The sequence below is a fragment of the Alteromonas alvinellae genome (genome assembly GCF_902705805.1).
In genome coordinates, this window is the sequence record NZ_CACSIH010000130.1 from 26257 (window position 1) to 42562 (window position 16306).

14 protein-coding genes and 3 pseudogenes are annotated in these 16306 nt (G+C 43.7%); 7 read left to right on the plus strand and 10 right to left on the minus strand.

The features are described from left to right. Positions 1-156: 156 nt before the first annotated feature. On the minus strand, positions 157-1833 hold the full coding sequence (locus tag ACX5KA_RS10015; RefSeq protein WP_458731033.1) for an acyl-CoA dehydrogenase family protein: 1677 nt from the start codon (positions 1831-1833) through the stop codon (positions 157-159). 228 nt (positions 1834-2061) lie between these two features. Here ACX5KA_RS10015 and ACX5KA_RS10020 point away from each other — a divergent pair, with 228 nt between their 5' ends. From ACX5KA_RS10020 to ACX5KA_RS10030, 3 genes are all read left to right on the plus strand, one after another. Further along, on the plus strand, positions 2062-2862 hold the full coding sequence (locus ACX5KA_RS10020) for a PaaX family transcriptional regulator (protein WP_458731034.1): 801 nt from the start codon (positions 2062-2064) through the stop codon (positions 2860-2862). A 48-nt stretch (positions 2863-2910) separates the two neighbouring features. Then, positions 2911-4023: a hypothetical protein gene (locus tag ACX5KA_RS10025; RefSeq protein ID WP_458731035.1), complete on the plus strand. Its 1113-nt coding sequence runs from the start codon at positions 2911-2913 to the stop codon at positions 4021-4023. 319 nt (positions 4024-4342) lie between these two features. Beyond that, positions 4343-4810 carry a DUF3718 domain-containing protein gene (locus ACX5KA_RS10030; protein WP_458731036.1) on the plus strand — a complete coding sequence of 156 codons (468 nt, stop codon included), beginning with the start codon at positions 4343-4345 and terminating at the stop codon, positions 4808-4810. A 204-nt stretch (positions 4811-5014) separates the two neighbouring features. Here ACX5KA_RS10030 and ACX5KA_RS10035 read toward each other — a convergent pair. Beyond that, a pseudogene (locus ACX5KA_RS10035) lies at positions 5015-5590 on the minus strand (M24 family metallopeptidase); the annotation flags it as partial. Positions 5591-5605: 15 nt separating this feature from the next. On the opposite strand from ACX5KA_RS10035, the pseudogene ACX5KA_RS10040 reads away from it, so the two are divergent. Both ACX5KA_RS10040 and rlmF read left to right on the plus strand, forming a co-directional pair. Continuing rightward, positions 5606-5764: pseudogene (locus ACX5KA_RS10040) on the plus strand (redox-sensitive transcriptional activator SoxR); the annotation flags it as partial. A 6-nt stretch (positions 5765-5770) separates the two neighbouring features. Continuing rightward, a complete protein-coding gene (gene rlmF, locus ACX5KA_RS10045) occupies positions 5771-6760 on the plus strand; it encodes a 23S rRNA (adenine(1618)-N(6))-methyltransferase RlmF (RefSeq protein ID WP_458731037.1) in 990 nt (329 codons plus the stop codon). A gap of 118 nt (positions 6761-6878) precedes the next feature. Here rlmF and ACX5KA_RS10050 read toward each other — a convergent pair whose 3' ends face one another. The 5 genes from ACX5KA_RS10050 to ACX5KA_RS10070 all read right to left on the minus strand — a co-directional run bounded on the left by ACX5KA_RS10050 (position 6879) and on the right by ACX5KA_RS10070 (position 13772). Then, a complete protein-coding gene (locus ACX5KA_RS10050; protein ID WP_052235417.1) occupies positions 6879-7601 on the minus strand; it encodes a TorF family putative porin in 723 nt (240 codons plus the stop codon). A 138-nt stretch (positions 7602-7739) separates the two neighbouring features. Continuing rightward, positions 7740-8957: a choline transporter gene (locus ACX5KA_RS10055; RefSeq protein ID WP_039218377.1), complete on the minus strand. Its 1218-nt coding sequence runs from the start codon at positions 8955-8957 to the stop codon at positions 7740-7742. Between the two features lie 170 nt (positions 8958-9127). Further along, the gene (gene betA, locus ACX5KA_RS10060) at positions 9128-10777 is read right to left on the minus strand and encodes a choline dehydrogenase (protein WP_458731038.1); all 1650 of its coding nucleotides are present in this window, start codon (positions 10775-10777) and stop codon (positions 9128-9130) included. Positions 10778-10795: 18 nt separating this feature from the next. Further along, the gene (gene betB / locus ACX5KA_RS10065; RefSeq protein WP_458731039.1) at positions 10796-12262 is read right to left on the minus strand and encodes a betaine-aldehyde dehydrogenase; all 1467 of its coding nucleotides are present in this window, start codon (positions 12260-12262) and stop codon (positions 10796-10798) included. 646 nt (positions 12263-12908) lie between these two features. Beyond that, positions 12909-13772: an META domain-containing protein gene (locus ACX5KA_RS10070; protein WP_458731040.1), complete on the minus strand. Its 864-nt coding sequence runs from the start codon at positions 13770-13772 to the stop codon at positions 12909-12911. Positions 13773-13952: 180 nt separating this feature from the next. Here ACX5KA_RS10070 and ACX5KA_RS10075 point away from each other — a divergent pair, with 180 nt between their 5' ends. Beyond that, entirely contained in the window at positions 13953-14468 is a 516-nt protein-coding gene (locus ACX5KA_RS10075; RefSeq protein ID WP_458731041.1) for an Mpo1 family 2-hydroxy fatty acid dioxygenase, read from the plus strand. Between the two features lie 58 nt (positions 14469-14526). Here the strand turns inward: ACX5KA_RS10075 and ACX5KA_RS10080 are convergent, their stop codons facing one another. From ACX5KA_RS10080 to ACX5KA_RS10090, 3 genes are all read right to left on the minus strand, one after another. Beyond that, positions 14527-15183 (minus strand): crotonase/enoyl-CoA hydratase family protein, encoded by a 657-nt coding sequence (locus ACX5KA_RS10080; RefSeq protein ID WP_039218364.1) that lies wholly within the window; start codon positions 15181-15183, stop codon positions 14527-14529. A 106-nt stretch (positions 15184-15289) separates the two neighbouring features. Beyond that, a complete protein-coding gene (locus tag ACX5KA_RS10085) occupies positions 15290-15496 on the minus strand; it encodes a hypothetical protein (RefSeq protein ID WP_014977119.1) in 207 nt (68 codons plus the stop codon). Position 15497: 1 nt separating this feature from the next. After that, complete coding sequence (locus ACX5KA_RS10090; protein ID WP_458731042.1) at positions 15498-15863, minus strand: hypothetical protein; 366 nt, start codon at positions 15861-15863, stop codon at positions 15498-15500. A gap of 183 nt (positions 15864-16046) precedes the next feature. Between ACX5KA_RS10090 and ACX5KA_RS10095 the strand changes: the two are divergent. Continuing rightward, positions 16047-16306: pseudogene (locus ACX5KA_RS10095) on the plus strand (amino acid decarboxylase); the annotation flags it as partial.

Consider the following 16306-nt stretch of genomic DNA (forward strand, 5'->3'; position numbering starts at 1 on the left):
CATTAGGTTGGTTAAATAATATGCATGCCAATAAGTTCAATGTCGGCAAGACGCTCTAGCGATACTTTAAACCCAATATTTTCGTTGAATTTAAAGCGAGATTGAACAACATTGGTTTCAACCATTACCATCTGCACCGAAATCCTATGGTACTGCTCAAGCACGTGAAACCTGACCAAGCGCAATAATGCGCTCAAATGGGGTTGTGTCGGGCAGTGTACCAAGAGCGAAACCACTTCCGTTGCCTAGCCTCGACTCACAGAACGTGTGGGCAATATCTAAAAGGGCGTTGTCGTTATCGACTGACGTTGCAAGAAGAGAGCATGCTTGCAGTGCTAACGCCATTTGTTCGGTTAAATAGCGGCTACGCGTTTCCATATTTTGTGTTTTAGATAGCTCATCGAACAGCTTACTAAGGTGAATATCGTAATCCTTGTTTTTGCCTACCTGTGTTTTAAGTTCGTTGAACAGGGCCTCTTTAACATTAGGCTCTTTGGCAAGTGCGCGCAGTACATCTAGGCATTGCACGTTTCCACTACCTTCCCAGATAGAATTAAGTGGGGCTTGGCGGTAATAACGGGGCATAGGATTTTCTTCAACGTAACCAATACCACCTAAACACTCTTGCGCTTCGTTTACAAACATAGGCGTGCGCTTACAAATCCAGTACTTTCCAATTGCCGTGGCCAGCCTCGCCAGTGCAGCTTCATGATTATCGCGCGATGCACTATCAACTGCCTTTGCGACGCGCATAGTAAGCGCAGTAGCAGCAGCACACTCAATAGTGAGGTCTGCCAACACATTTTGCATAAGTGGCTGATTGACTAAGGTTTTGCCGAAGGCGTCGCGGTGGCTTACATGGTATAAAGCGTGAATCAGTGATTGCCGCATAAGTGCTGATGATCCAATCATGCAGTCAAGTCGGGTAAGCGACACCATATCGATGATCACCGGCACGCCACGGCCTTCTTCGCCAATCAAGTATGCCGTGGCTTCTTGAAATTCAACTTCAGATGATGCGTTGCTCCAATCGCCCAGCTTGTCTTTCAAACGCTGAATGCGCACGTTATTACGTTCACCGTTTGCAAGTATTCTTGGTAGTAAAAAGCAGCTTAGTCCGCCTTCGGCTTGCGCAAGGATAAGGTGGGCGTCGCACATAGGGGCAGAGAAAAAGAACTTATGCCCTACAATGCGGTAACTGCCATCAGCCTGTTTTACCGCTGTAGTGGTATTACGCCTAACATCCGACCCGCCTTGTTTTTCGGTCATGCCCATGCCAATAGTCAGCCCGTGTTTCTGACTCGCGGGTAAGGTGCGAGGGTCGTACACGCCATTGGTGGTTTTATCCAAGTAGTAAGGCGGTAAGCTTTTTCCATATCGCATGGCGGGGATCGCTGCGTGTGTCATTGTCAGTGGGCAAGATGTACCAGACTCTGCTTGGTAATGCATATACATCAGGGCTGCTCGGATGGTGTGTGCGCCTTCGATACCTTCATGCTTCCACGAATAGTTATGTACATTATGCTGCATCGCACTTTCCATAAGCGCGTGATAGCTTGGGTGAAATTCAACATCGTCAATGCGGCGGCCATAGCGGTCAAATGTATGGAGGACGGGCTTGTTTTTGTTTGCGAGTTCTCCATGGCTCATAAGGATATCACCCGCAATTTGGCCATACTTTTCTAACAGGCCCTCATCGTGCTGATGTGAGGAGGGGAGGTGCTCATTCACAAATATACGTAGCAACGCATCATCACGCCACACATTGTAAGGGGCGGCAATAGTGGGCTGGTTGTCTACAATGTGCGTTACAAATCGATTTGATAAAGTCATGGCATTTCCACTTAGTGGTTACACAAAAAATGTGTCTTTGTCTTTGCTCTCTATATTGAACATTACATCATTAGTCTAAAATTAACAAATAAAGTAATGTTTGTGCCTTGCGTGTGTTTATATAATGATGGAAGTCGCGTGGTTGGCCTCAAGTGGTTTATGTAGTCAACTGAGTCGAGGCTTGATTAAGTATTTAGGCTCTATCTAAAACAAAGAAGTAAATAGAACTTGCAGCTAGAAAAAGAGAAAAAGCCCGTCGCACGAAAGCTTCTGCTAAAGCTATTGGGTTCCCGAGACAATATTAAAATGAATGCCAGTGCAGCTGTTCGCGTGGGAGCATTGTTTGGTATTTCTGAAAACAACATTCGAGTAACGCTAACCCGCTTACAGTCTGCACACCTAATCACCTTGGTTGAACGCGGTTATTACAAACTAGGCGACGAAGGTATTCGTTTTGCTAAAGAAATACACCAGTGGCGAGAAGATGAAAATGGGCTTGTACCTTGGCAAAACGATTGGGTTGTCGCTCAAACTAGCCCCATTGCCAAAAGTGATCAAAAGCAGAACAGAAATAACGAGCGTGCACTTAAGCTTGCGGGAATGAAAAAGCTGGCAAACGACTTTTACATTAGGCCGAATAATTTTTCAGGCGGAGCAGGCGAAGTAAGAGACAAACTTTATTCACTTGGTTTGTCGAGGAAGGCCCTATTGTTTAGCGCCTGCGACTTTGACAGTAAGACACAAACCAAGGCGATGGAACTATGGCGCCACTTAAACCTAGAGTCGCTGTATAGAAACGGATGTAATGAAATAGAGGAATCTCTCGCTCGTTTGACTTCTTTACCCCTTGAAGAAGCCACAAAAGAATCTTATGTGATAGGAGATAGAGCGTTATATCACTTGGTCTTTGACCCTTTGCTGCCAACACCACTTGTAGATGTAGCAATGCGCGAGCGTTACCGTAACCTTGTAAAAAAATACGATGATATAGGCGCACAGATATGGTTACGCTTTTTAAACCAAAATTGAGTGAGTAGACGCTGAATTAGAACGGAAGTAGCTGAAATGGAAGTAAATATGACCGCATCAAGACCATTATTTAAACATATTCGTAATCATACCGCGCTTTTCAGTGAGCTTTCTCAATATAGAAACGCCGCGGTAGAAACATTAGGGTTTTCAGGCTTTGAATTTCATAAAACCCCAAAGTTCGTAACCGAAGATGGTAGCAGGCTTACTATAGAGCCTGAAAGAAGTATTGTTCTCCCAAAAGTGAAAGCACTGGCAGGGCTTAAAAATAAGTTAACGCAAGCCATCTCTACGTTGCACATGGTTGAACATAGTGAAATAGGCTATCGCTATCCAACAGCAGCGTTAGCAGGTCTAGATGCTCCATTTATAAAGCGCATGCGCTCTGAGTATTTTCATAAAGTGGATGAAGACAGAAGTATTTGCCGCCCTGTGAATTTGTCTTTCGGAATTAAAAGTCGCGGAAAAGCTGACAACCGACAAGAATACGAAGTGTGGATGCCAGACGAAGCGCCAGATCAAAATCCGCTTCCTTTGCTCATCAATGCCTATGGCGAAGACTTACCCGATGATGTAAGACACTTTGTTGAACAACCCTCAAGAGTACACGGTTGGATGGGGGTTAAGCGAGCAGCATTTGAAGCACTTTACACAAACAAGCAACATTGTGGTGATTTGATCATTTGCGTCGCCATGAGTGTAGACGCCTACAACATTGGCGCTAAACCCGATCTAGCTTATTCTCCTGAAGCAGAAAGCTCTATTGCTGTAAGCAACGCAGAGTTTGAGTGGGAAATAGAGGGGTACTATGCTCCGCGAGGCTGGGCGTTTGACCACGATGAAGTGTGGGCAGCAATAAATCACACGTTAGAAGCTATCAATGCGCCGCTTGATGATTTATACGGCAACGAAATTATTCCTATTGCCGAAAGTAAAACGGAGCGAATTTTGTCAACATTGCAATCACTGGGCGTTAGGCAGGAAGAAGTAGACGAACTTAATCTTCAGCCTTGGGAGTTCATGCTAACCGAAAGTGAGCATAGGGTTAAAGCGCACGATCCCAGCCGTTCAGTTAATTTGTTAGGTAGACTAAATCGACTCTTTTACCAACCAGAGCAGCAGTTGCCTTCACTAAATTGGATGCATGATCTGATTTTATAGTTTTAAACTTTTAAGATTACTCTACTGTCCGATTTTAGTTCATATCGTTCACAAAGCTAGGCGCGCTGAAAGCAATTCCATGCGCGCTTTTTTATATTCCTTCTGAAGTCATTCTGTAACTAAAAAGACTTATATGTAAAATTTTATATAAAATATGTTTGTTTTTGTAAATAACTTTCAGTTTTGTCGTGATCTGTCTGTTTGTTTTACTATTTCTGTAATTAAATTACGAAAAATGCTTTATTTTTTGAAATTATTGTTCATAATGTATTCATCGCTCAGGTGATATCTAATTTAGTTACAAAATAGGAATTCAAAAATGAAACTGTCTACTTTCGCAATTGCTCTAACACTATCTGTTGCTGCCACTCAATCTTTCGCAAAAGATGTCGTACTAAAGCCAATTAACGACAACATCGAAACACAAGCATGTTTAACTGCTGCTGAAGATGGTTTTGGTCCTGCATTGCGTCTTATCCGTTCAAAAGGTTTTAATGCAGAAGAGTTCAGTGCATCTGTACGCTGCAACGGCGAATCACTTCGCACTTTTGCTTACATGTACAAAAACAACAAGGCGACTGAAAACGCGAAAACTGTAGCACTTGTTGCTAAGAACCAAGATATTGCGTCACAGGCTTGTCTAGAAGCGCTTTCAGTAGGTAAAGAAGCGGCACTAGCGAAGTTTGGTTTGGAAGGTGAGAACATTATTTGTAACCACAAAACAATGTCTGATTTTGTTCGCGAATACAGTGCAGAGAACGTAGTTGTTCGCACTGCTGCTGAATAAGGCTGCGTTCTAGGATAGCAACCTACTGCTAATATTTAGTACAGTTTCATGGCCTTTCGCTTGATAGGGCGAAAGGCCTGACACTTTACGCTTCGCTTGATTTAATTCTACGTAAGTCTTCTCGCATCGGCCAGCCTTTAGCCGCACCGTTCAGTTTTTTCATTTCGTATAGGCATTAAAATAGGCGTAACGCTCCACCTATAGTTATTGGTTTTCATCTGAATGAATCAAATGAAACTCAGTTTGCCTGCCATCTAAATAGGTTACTGACTGACCGTCAAAAAATGCATCTTCTTCCAGCATAATTCTAATTTCTTTGTTCCACTCTTTAATAAAGCTTGCTGCATTGAGTTCTATCGAATAAGCCGTTTGTGCAAACACTGGATAGTCACCTTGAACTGGTACTCCTTCCTGTGCATCCCACATTCCTATCGTTGGACCTGCCGCGTGCCCATGAAAACCAAGCGGGTGGGTGTAAATAGCGGGCGTAATGCCTTGTTCGATAGCCTGCTGTCGCGACATATTCAAAATAGTGTTACCTGTTCTGCCTACTTTAAAATTACCGGTCAGAATGTCCTGCAACTGGTTTCCAGATTTAAGTGCTTCTTTAAGTGAAGCTGGCGCGTCTTTTTCACCAGGCTTTAACACGTAAGCATGCTGCTGTTGATCAGTATTAAGTCGAAGGTAAGTAATGCCGAAATCGACATGAATGAGATCGCCCGGCCGAATGATGTTTTCACCAGGACGCTTGCTAAACGCGGTAATTTGGTCGAAGACTTCGTGCGGAAATCCAGATTGAAGACGTCGTTAGAAGGCTGTATTGGCTGTGGGTGTTTGTCATTAGACCGATGTAGGCTTTACAATACCGACGATAAAGCGGCAGCCCGAGGTAGCGGTGCCCAGTTGCTCGATGAAAACGTGCAATCCCAATTTTTAGTTTCACATAAAAAGTAGCGCTTCATGCATTCAAAAAATCTCCACAGAAACGGCTATCCTATGGATGCGCTGTGCCAGACATACCCAGCGCTTAAGCCTTTTCTCGTTCGTGCTAAAAGCGGCAATACCAGTATAGATTTTACCTGCCCACAAGCGGTGAAGGTGCTTAATGCGGCCTTACTTCATCACTACTACCGTCTTGAATATTGGGATATTCCTGATGGCTACTTGTGCCCCCCTGTACCTGGAAGAGCAGATTATATCCACGGTATTGCTGATTTATTAAAATCAACGAGCAGCAGTGCGCAGGGTGAGCAGAGTCAACAGGGGAAAGATCAAAACGTTCGTGGGCTTGATATAGGCGTGGGCGCAAATGCTATCTATCCTATTATCGGCGTTACATCCTATGACTGGTCGTTCGTAGGGAGTGACGTTGACGACGTCGCAGTAAAAAGTGCTAAAGCTATTGCTAGTAAAAATAGTGTGTTAGCCCATAAATTCCAAGTGCGTAAACAAGCGAATAGAGCAAGTATTTTCAACGGCGTGATTAAAGAAAACGAACGGTTTACTTTTACGATGTGCAATCCTCCGTTTCATAAGTCTGCCCAAGAGGCACTATCAGGCACGCGAAGGAAGACATCTAATTTAACCCGTAATAAACAGAAACGAAGTGGTACAAAGTTCACCGATAATCGTGAGCAAGGTTTTGGGCATCGTACATCCAAGCTACAAGGTAAAAATGCCGCTTACCAAGGTAAGGACGCAAACTTAAATTTTGCGGGCCAAGCGAATGAATTGTGGTGCGAAGGAGGTGAACTTGCCTTTATTCAGCGCATGGTTAAAGAGAGTGTCTCTGTAAAAGACAATGTAGAATGGTTCACCTGCTTGGTGTCGAAGAGTGCCCATTTGAAACCAATTAAAACCAGTATTGATTATTACGGTGCTGCGCAGTGTAAAGTGATTGATATGGGGCAGGGAAGTAAATTGAGTCGTTTTGTTGCGTGGACTTTTTAACCGTCGTATCGCTAAGTCAAGTTGTCCGAGTACAGTTGAAGCAGCGTAGTGCGAGCACGCATAGCATGTGCTAAGAAAAGTGGTTCTTGTTCTGAAGAACCACTTTCCAATTCAACGTTTAGAAGCTGAAGGTTTTTGATACACCAAACACAATGCGCTCATCGGCGGTATCAAAATCAAGATTGGTGTTTTCAGCAGCAATTTCGAAATCAAACCCTTCATAACTCGTTTGGTAAGCCAAACGGTAGTGGTAGAAAGAGGTGTCATCACCATTCCACAGCCACTTGTCACTGTCTAGTGAGTTAGATACGTCAAAGCTTGCACGTAAATGATGGTTGGGTGCGAGTTCAAAGGTATGAGCTACCATTGCGATAGCGTGTTTTGCGCCTGTTCCAAAGTAATCCCACGTGTACCAAAAGTTTAGTTCTGAGCTACCGTAGTCACTGGCATAACCAAACTTGGTATACACCTCTGGGTAATTGCCATCACTTGAATCATCGCCACCGTGATAAGAATAATAAGCGATGCCGTAGTCCAAACTCACCGTTTCGGTTAGCATTTGGTAACGACCCACGTAAAAATCCCACTCAAGGTTTGTATCGCCACCAAAATCTACATTAGATGCCCACGTGCCTGCATAAGTGCCGTTATCAAATGCTTTATCAACACCGCCTTGTAGTGCAGGGTCGTTTTGCGTTTGGCTAACGCCGTTGAAGGTATAATCTGAAACCGCAGAGATGTTGGCGCTCCAATCAGCGAATGAAGCTGAAGAATACAACGCTGCGACAATAGCCACTGTGAAAATATGCGCGGATGTAAAAAAAGAATTCAATTTTTTCATTGTTAAACACCTGTTTTTATCGTTGTTTTATTTGGCCCGCTTCCTAGTTAATGCGCTTTTACGCCGGTTTCGGGCAACACTTACCCCCATTGGCTCAAAGTGAGCCAATGTTAATGAGGTAAGAAGTGATTGATTTAATTAGTTGAGATTTTCTATCTTGGTAAAGTCGATTTTATTTTCTTTCGGCGATGTTTTGATGGCCGTCACCGATTTAAACTTCTGACTTAGGATGAAAGCAAAGCAACTAAAGAAGATAGCGATAACTAACGCACCCACCCACTGAATTTGCAAGAAGTCTAGTTTGAACAGCAGCGTGAGTAGCGAAAGTGCCACGATATTGAGAGCAATGTAATTGCCTTTACCGATGCGTTCAACGGTCATGTTTAGATTATCTGTGTACAGTCTAATCAGTGAATCAAGTGAGTTGATTACAAAAACGATACCTACAAATACCATTGCCATATTTGTAATCCCTTCCGTTGGAATACCTGCGCTGTGGTAGTGATACAGCACAGAGAACCATGCAGCGATAGGGATAGATGGAATAACCATCATAGCCAGCATAACTTGATAAGTTTTAAGACCGCCCACGAAACGAGACGTAAACTGACCAATCATGATGCTCCAGCTGAACCACCAGAATAGATAGAACTCGTGATACTCATTAATGGGCAATACGAAGTTATCGATGTTCGCAAAGTACCCGCCAATAAGACCTAGGTTGGTAAAATAAGCCGTTATCTCACTTTCGCCAAATACAAATGCTGCCGCCCACATGCCAACAATGAGGGCGATGAATACCCATGTGGTTGTTAGGCTTAAAATACGCACGTATTTAATGCTAGTGCTCGAATATACGGCAAAAGCAATGGCTGCAAACACAATCAGGTAGAACGCAGGCACGACAGATTCTCCGTCGCCTATAGACGGTAAATACCACGGAAGGTTAGACAGTAATAGAAACGCCGTGAAAGCACAGGTTCCGATGATTACAACGTTGTTTACGAACTTAACAACCGGAAGCTCGAAGAACTTTACTTTCGGTTCGATTACGCAGAAATAAAAACAAGTAAGAAAGTAGAATCCCCAAATTAAGAATCCCCAGAACCCAAACTCAATGGCGAGCGGATTGGTGAAGGCATATTCAGGACTTGCGCTTATGTCAGCATAACCAGCAAATTCAGTGAGCGGGAACATAATAAGGCCCACGTCCAAACCTGAGGTAAAGAGAATGGCAATAAAGGTAAAGGTTCTAACTGGCGTTACGCCGACCACTTTCATGTTGCCCCATTTAAACAAAATATAGGCTACAGAAAGTAGGGTGAAAATAATGCCTGCACTAAGCCATACTGTCATTATCACCCTCCCAATATTGATAAAAATGAAACATGCTTTTTCCTTTTTTTCGTTATTAAACAGTCCACCCAACTACACATTAAATCCTTATATTGAAGGCGGCATGTAGGCACTGTGGAAGGTGCGCTTGCTTTAACAACAAGCACACTGGTGCGAGATAGTTCAGAAATTTAGCGTTGCTCTGTTTGCCAATGCGGATGAATATCCACGGGCACATTTTGTGGTGGCAAAGCGGGTTTACCCAGAATGATGTCTGCCGCCTTTTCCGCCACCATGATGGTTGGCGCATTTAGGTTTCCGTTTGGAATTGTGGGGAAGATAGAAGAATCCACCACTCGCAATCCTTCTATGCCATGAACATTGGTTTGAGAATCTACAACTGCCATCTCATCTTCACCCATTTTGCAAGAGCATGATGGATGGTAAGCGCTCTCAACGGCTTCACGCACAAAGGCATCGATTTCTTCATCCGTCTGAATGTGCTCGCCAGGCTGAATTTCGCCGTCTCTGAAGTCGTCGAATGCTGACTGTGCGATGATTTCTCGTGTAAGTCTTACGCATGCTCTAAACCCTTCGATGTCATCTGGATGCTGCAAATAGTTAAACAAAATTTTAGGTGGAACCGTCGGGTTAGCCGACTGAAGGGTTACGCTACCTCTACTTTTAGGTTTGTTGTGACCTACGTGCACTTGAAAGCCATCGCCATCAAACGCGGACTTTCCGTCGTATCGAATAGCGGCAGGCAAGAAGTGGTACTGAATGTCAGGCCACTCTACGTCTGCTTTCGAGCGAATGAAGGCGCAAGATTCAAAGTGATTCGTAGCGCCTAACCCAGAACGGTTTAGCAACCAGCGAGCGCCGATCAACCCTTTTGAAATTAAGCCCAGTTTGCGATTTAACGTAATTGGCTGTTTGCACTTGTACTGGAAATAAAATTCCAAATGATCTTGCAGGTTTTGACCCACACCCGGCAGGTGGTGCTTAACATCGACACCCGCTTTTTCAAGAATATCTTTGTCGCCAATTCCAGAAAGTTGCAGGATGTGTGGCGAGCCAATAGAGCCGGCACTTAAAATCACTTCGTTAGAGGCGGCAGTTTCGGTTTTACCGTTCACCAGATATTCAACGCCTTTTGCGACTTTATCTTCCAGCACGACTTTAGTAACCAGCGCGCCAGTCACTATAGTTAAATTCTTACGCGATTTTACCGGGTCAAGATATTCACGGCTTGCCGAACTGCGTACACCGTCTTTCACGGTCATATGCATAGGGCCGAAGCCTTCTTGCTGCTTGCCATTGTAATCGCTAGTGATGTCGTAGCCCGCCTGTTCGCCGGCTTTAATGAAGGCCGTATAGAGCGGGTTCTTCATTTCGTTACCGTTGTTAACGCCGAGTTCACCATTGCCACCTCGGTACGCGTCTTTACCTTTGTACCAGGTTTCAGCTTTTTGGAAATAGGGGAGGCATGCTTGATAATTCCAGCCCTCTGCGCCGTGAGCTTCCCATTCGTCAAAGTCTTTAGCGTGGCCGCGTACATACACCATACCGTTAATGGATGACGAGCCGCCCAACACTTTGCCGCGTGGGCAGTGCATTTCACGGTTGTTTAAATAGGGCTCTTTTTCAGTGTTGAATTGCCACGCATACTTGTCGGTATTCATAGGAATAGACAGCGCCGTTGGCATCTTGATGAAAATGCTTTTATCTGAGCCACCGGTTTCCAGTAGCAACACCTTGTGCTTTGGGTTTTCTGATAAGCGGTTCGCTAGCACGCAGCCAGCAGAACCAGCTCCAACAATAATGTAATCAAATGTCTGCATATGTACTCCTACTGCGGCTTAAAACGGGCTCTCAATTTGGCTCATACCTACATAAACCGACTTGGTTTGTGTGTAGCTATTAAGCGTTTCAACGCCGTTTTCACGTCCAATGCCAGACTGTTTGTAGCCGCCTACAGGCATTTCAGCCGGAGAGTTACCATATGCGTTTATCCAGCAAATACCGGCTTGAAGCTGGTGGATAACGCGGTGCGCGCGCTGGATATCCTTACTAAATACACCGGCAGCTAAACCTAGATCAGTGTCATTCGCGCGTGCGATCACTTCGTCTTCATCATCGAAAACTAACACGCTCATTACTGGCCCGAAGATTTCTTCTTTAACGATAGTCATATCGTCAGTGCAGTCGGTGAAAATTGTTGGTTCGACAAAATAGCCATTAGGTGCGGATGCCGGAGAGGCAGCGTTACCACCGGTTAACAGCGTTGCACCTTCTGCTTTTCCTTTAGCAATATAGCTAAGTACCAGCTCTTGGTGCTTTTTAGAAATAAGTGCGCCTAGGTTTACGTTAGGGTCGAGCGGATCGCCCATAACAATGTTGTTTTCGGTGCGGGCTTTAAGCTCATGAATAAAGGCTTGATACACAGAACGTTGAACGTAAACACGGGTGCAGTTAGTGCAAATTTCGCCTTGGGTGTAGAAATTTCCAAGCATAGCGGCGCTGATAGCTTGGCTAATGTCGGCATCTTCGAATACTACAAGCGGTGACTTCCCGCCAAGCTCCATTGTTACGTCTTTTAAGTTTGACGCAGCGGCGCTTTGCATCACTTTTTTACCTGTGCCTACCTCACCAGTAAACGACACTTTCTCAATGTCAGGGCTGTTTGTAAGCCACTGGCCTACTTGTGCTGCGCCTTGAACTACATTGAATACGCCGTCAGGTACACCAGCTTCAGTGAAAATTTCAGCCAGTTTAAGCGCACCCATAGGGGTTTCTTCTGACGGTTTAAATATAAACGCATTACCTGCGGCAAGAGCAGGGCCTGATTTCCAGCAAGCGATTTGAATAGGGTAGTTCCATGCGCCAATACCGGCACAGATACCTAACGCCTCTTTGCGCGTATAAAAGAAGTCGCCACCCACAGGCTGCTGGGTACCTAGTTGAGTAGGAGCAAGGCCGGCATAGTACTCGATGACATCAGCGCCAGTTTCAATATCAACACAGTCGGCTTCTTGAATAGGCTTACCGGTATCGAGTACTTCAAGCTTAGCGAGTTCGTCATTACGCTCACGAAGCAATGCAACCGCTTTATTAAGAATGCGGGTTCTTTCAATTGGCATCATTGCTGACCACACTGAAAAACCTTCTTTAGCGCTTTTAATTGCTTCTTGTTGAATAAACTCATCAGCCACTTCTACGTGGTAAATTACCTCACCGGTTGCGGGGTTGGTTACTGCAAAGGTTTCTTTGCTTTTGTTTGCCATCGGCTTGCCGTGAATGAAATTCTGATAAGTCGGTAATGACATGCATAAACTCCTACTTTTAAAAGGACTAAAACTTTCGCCAATTTGCGGGTACTGCGCGTTAACTTCTTTTACGAATATCTAATACGTAGGAATAGTTTCAAAACGATGAATAGTGTTGAAACTATTTTCGCTTTTTAAAAAGCACCCTGTAAAAAAACATCATTACCTACTGCGTCAATCACGCATGATTGAAGGCTTTCAAACGCAATTTAATACGCCTTTTTAATGATGATTTTATTTTAATTGATCGTTCAATAAAAATAAATTGTATAGTGTTCTAACTATTGTTTCAACTTGTGAACTTTGTTTAAGGTTACATTTCTAAAGGGTTTATGTATTTGGGTTGAGGTTAAGTTAATGATTTTAAAGTTTAATATTTTAAATATTAAATATATAAAGAATCGGTTAACTAATTACCTAATTCGCTTCTTATTGGCTAATTAAAGGTGTAAAAATGTTTAACTGAAACTAATTGAGTTAAACATACAGGACTAAATGCAACTGCTTTATATAACTTTGATGCACAGTTTGATAGGACTGGAAAGAGTCGCTTAATGGGTAGCTATGAAGTGACCCCCGATAAGTAGACTATCCAATTATTAGGGGTCTTTTTTTATTGTGTTTGGTATACGCTAAAAGCGTCGCTTTAGGTGCTTAAATTACAGTGGTAATAACCTGAGTTGATCGAAAGGGTGGCAACATCACCTTTGTTCCAAAACACCACGTTCTTGTTGTTGGTGTATTTGGCCCCCGATGCTGAACGCGATAGCTGAACGATGTGATGGGTATTATTTAATAATAAGGCCAGTGTGTCTGGCCCCAGCGTATTTACTCGTAATGTAGCGAGATTGGCATTAGGCGTTTCACATGTGTACGTTTTGGTCGACTCTTGTTCATTGGCGCTAATAACATCTTGTTTTCGCGATGATGCCTGGTTAAGTAACTTAGTGTTTACACTGTTTTTTGTTGCACTAGCCGGTTGACTGGTCGTCGATTGAGAGAGCTGTGCAACTATCGCCTTAATCGTTTCATTGCCATTACCGTCATAAAGCACCAACCAAGTGTTTTCCACTATCGAATAACTTTTCGATGCGGCTAGCATATCGATAAAGCGTTGTTCTTGTTTCATTAGTGCGGGCGCACATGCCTTTTTGGTGAGAATGAGCTTATCAGTGGAAAAGGATTCAGTTGTGGTTTCATCACTAAATACTGTTTCTGCTTCTTCTACATTAAGCGCTCCAGTAAACTGATTACAACCTGTACTGCCGCTGATTCTGCTTGTGTCGCCTCTTGTATTTACGTTAAGCGTAACATGACTGAAATCAATAATTCCTGCCTGACCTATACTTTCAACTTGCCAATGACTGGCAGCCAACGTAAGCGGTTTGCCTTCGGTATGCTTTTCACTGCCCTCGCTATTATTCGAATAGAGTGAGGGAGCCGAGCTGCACGCTGTTAAAAAAAGAAGCGCTGAACCAGTCAAAGCACAAAGGTACTTCCTGTAAGTCATGAAAACTCCAATTGCTTTAATCAATTTTACTATGATTCGTGATTGCCTATGAAGTTCACCCTAAGTTTCCTGTTCTAAATGGCGCAATAGACGTTGGTTTACTTTGTCGTCAAAACGACAGTTTGTGACTGCGGGAGCAGAGTAAACTAAAACTTCGATTTAACTTGCGGTTGAAGCAGCATGAAAAATTTAGAACAGCACTTAAGTGAGTACGCCAAGTATCACCGAGATCAAAGAAACATATACACCCATTACGTCGGTATTCCGCTAATTGTTTTCTCGGTTTTCTGTCTACTAAGTAAGCCTGCGTTTCTAGTGAACGCGCCAATCTTTGGGGATATGATCATAAGCCCAGCGCTGTTTGTTTGGGCAATTGGTAATGTGTTCTACATTAAGTTAGATATAAAGCTTGGCGCAGTGATGACGTTAATAACGGGCGCTATGGTCTATTTCGCCCAACCTATCGCGCAAAATGAAATGGGAACATGGCTTGCTATCTCACTTGGCATTTTTATAGGTGGTTGGGTGCTACAGTTCATTGGTCATCACTATGAGGGCAAAAAGCCTGCGTTTGTCGACGACATTATGGGCTTGGCGATAGGGCCACTGTTCGTGCTTGCGGAATTAAGCTTTGAGCTAGGCCTAAGAGGTGCCCTTAAAGAAGAAATAGAACGCCGTTCTGGCCCTGTAAAGTAATTACTTCTAAACAACGCGTTGAAATATCAAGCCTCAACGCGTTGTTACAAACTAGGGCCTAGGCTTGCATCTTGGCTATTGTCTCTTTACGCATCTGAATTTTAGACTCAGCAAAAGACTGTCTAGGCAACATTTTCAGTTTTTCTGCATAACCCATAGCCGTTGCTAAAACCTGCTCTTGAGGTACTGCAGCATCTAAAAAGCCCGCTTTAACCGCTTCGCTGCCTTGGTAGATACGCGAGAAAAGTAAGGCTTCGGTTTGGCTGGTGTTGGCAAGTCTAGCTTTAGCTAGTTCCATTCCGAATGGCGGAAGCACCATACCAATGGCGGTTTCATTAAGCCCATACTTAGTATCTGCGTCTTTACCAATGCGCAGGTCAGCAGCCATAAGCATAATAGCGCCCATTGCAATGCTGTGACCTTCAGCAGCAACGACAACAGGTAGTGGGAAGCTATATAGGCGTACGATTAATTCAGCGCCTTTTGATACCAACTCGTGTTGTTTTGCTTTGTCGTCGGCTTTCATTACCGATAAATCAAACCCGCCGCAAAACTTGCCTTCACCTCCGTGTAATACAACCGCTTTTGCGTTTTGCTCTGCTTCATCTAAGGCATCGTTGAACTGCTGAATAAGCTCAAAGCCAACGGCGTTAACTTTTCCGTCGTCAAAGGTGATTACTGCAATATCGTTATTAATAGCTAAATTAAACGCCATGGTATGTCCTGTCACTTTCTTAGTAGGAATTAATGTACGTTACACCCTGTTCAGCGCAACTTTCTAGCAGTGATTGTAGGTAATTGATTTCTTTTATGATAGTGCTTTAGGCTTCATCTTCGGGATATGTGCTATGAATATCGGTAATAATTCGCGGAAGTTCTGCAATAAGCTTCTTTTTGTACCGACGTTGCCTGCGACGCGCTTTCGCGTTATTAGCCCGCCATTGCGCACGTTTATCTTTCACAATTCGCTCTAGGTCTTGGCCATCCTCTATTAAAATTGCGTCGTTAATGGTTGTTCGTTTTGTCATACTAAAACTCCAGCTTTAGCTGCTTATTGCGCCATTGTTTCGAGTGTTGGTTGAGTGCGTGAAGCGAGACACTCTCAGTGGCTATTTGTTTGGCAAGGTTTAATGCAGCGCTGGCTTGCTCGTCGGTCAGGTTTTTATAGGCCGGAGACGGAATGACCTCATACCAAGCGCAGCCGACAATATTGTCTAAAATCACCCGCATAAAACAGTGGTCATAATGTATTGGCCAAGTGCTTTTCTTCGTTGAAGCAATAGAAGGGAGTACCTTTTTCGCGTAGTGTAAGAATTCTCGTAGGTTACTTTTGTGCTCTGTTGAGTTTGAAAGATAAGCGTGTGGGAATTGGTTTTGAAGGGAAGGTGTGTGCATGAGTGATTTAGCCCTCGTCCAGTTCGTTTACGCACTTTTATTACGACATAGCAAGAGTTTACACGACACCAGTTAAATTCAGAGTTACACTATTTTTAGTTTTACTGTTTTTGTTTATAGATTCTTAGTTTTATGAGTTTTAGCCTAGTGCTAAATGCTCATTATTAATTACATGGTTGGTTAATGCGCCCTCATTTAAAAATTCTTGTTATAGAAGATGCTGTTGAACTGTTAGAACAAATTACGTCTAGTATAGGTAACACCATTGCTTACTTTGACCGAAGTGACGTTGAAATCAGCCTGCTTGAAGCGAACTCCGTCGCAAAGGCACTACAATTTGTTCGTGAAGACGGTGACATTCAGGCTGTGGTATTTAGCTGGGATGTGGTGGCGAAGGTTAAAGAGCTGACAGACCTAGGGTCTGTTGATCTTTGCTGTACATA

Coding starts and splice junctions, on each gene's coding strand:
- ACX5KA_RS10015 (WP_458731033.1), bottom strand. CDS start 1,833: ATGACTTTATCAAATCGATTTGTAACGCACATTGTAGACAACCAGCCC.
- ACX5KA_RS10025 (WP_458731035.1), top strand. CDS start 2,911: ATGACCGCATCAAGACCATTATTTAAACATATTCGTAATCATACCGCG.
- ACX5KA_RS10030 (WP_458731036.1), top strand. CDS start 4,343: ATGAAACTGTCTACTTTCGCAATTGCTCTAACACTATCTGTTGCTGCC.
- rlmF (WP_458731037.1), top strand. CDS start 5,771: ATGCATTCAAAAAATCTCCACAGAAACGGCTATCCTATGGATGCGCTG.
- ACX5KA_RS10050 (WP_052235417.1), bottom strand. CDS start 7,601: ATGAAAAAATTGAATTCTTTTTTTACATCCGCGCATATTTTCACAGTG.
- ACX5KA_RS10055 (WP_039218377.1), bottom strand. CDS start 8,957: ATGACAGTATGGCTTAGTGCAGGCATTATTTTCACCCTACTTTCTGTA.
- betA (WP_458731038.1), bottom strand. CDS start 10,777: ATGCAGACATTTGATTACATTATTGTTGGAGCTGGTTCTGCTGGCTGC.
- betB (WP_458731039.1), bottom strand. CDS start 12,262: ATGTCATTACCGACTTATCAGAATTTCATTCACGGCAAGCCGATGGCA.
- ACX5KA_RS10070 (WP_458731040.1), bottom strand. CDS start 13,772: ATGACTTACAGGAAGTACCTTTGTGCTTTGACTGGTTCAGCGCTTCTT.
- ACX5KA_RS10075 (WP_458731041.1), top strand. CDS start 13,953: ATGAAAAATTTAGAACAGCACTTAAGTGAGTACGCCAAGTATCACCGA.
- ACX5KA_RS10080 (WP_039218364.1), bottom strand. CDS start 15,183: ATGGCGTTTAATTTAGCTATTAATAACGATATTGCAGTAATCACCTTT.
- ACX5KA_RS10085 (WP_014977119.1), bottom strand. CDS start 15,496: ATGACAAAACGAACAACCATTAACGACGCAATTTTAATAGAGGATGGC.
- ACX5KA_RS10090 (WP_458731042.1), bottom strand. CDS start 15,863: ATGCACACACCTTCCCTTCAAAACCAATTCCCACACGCTTATCTTTCA.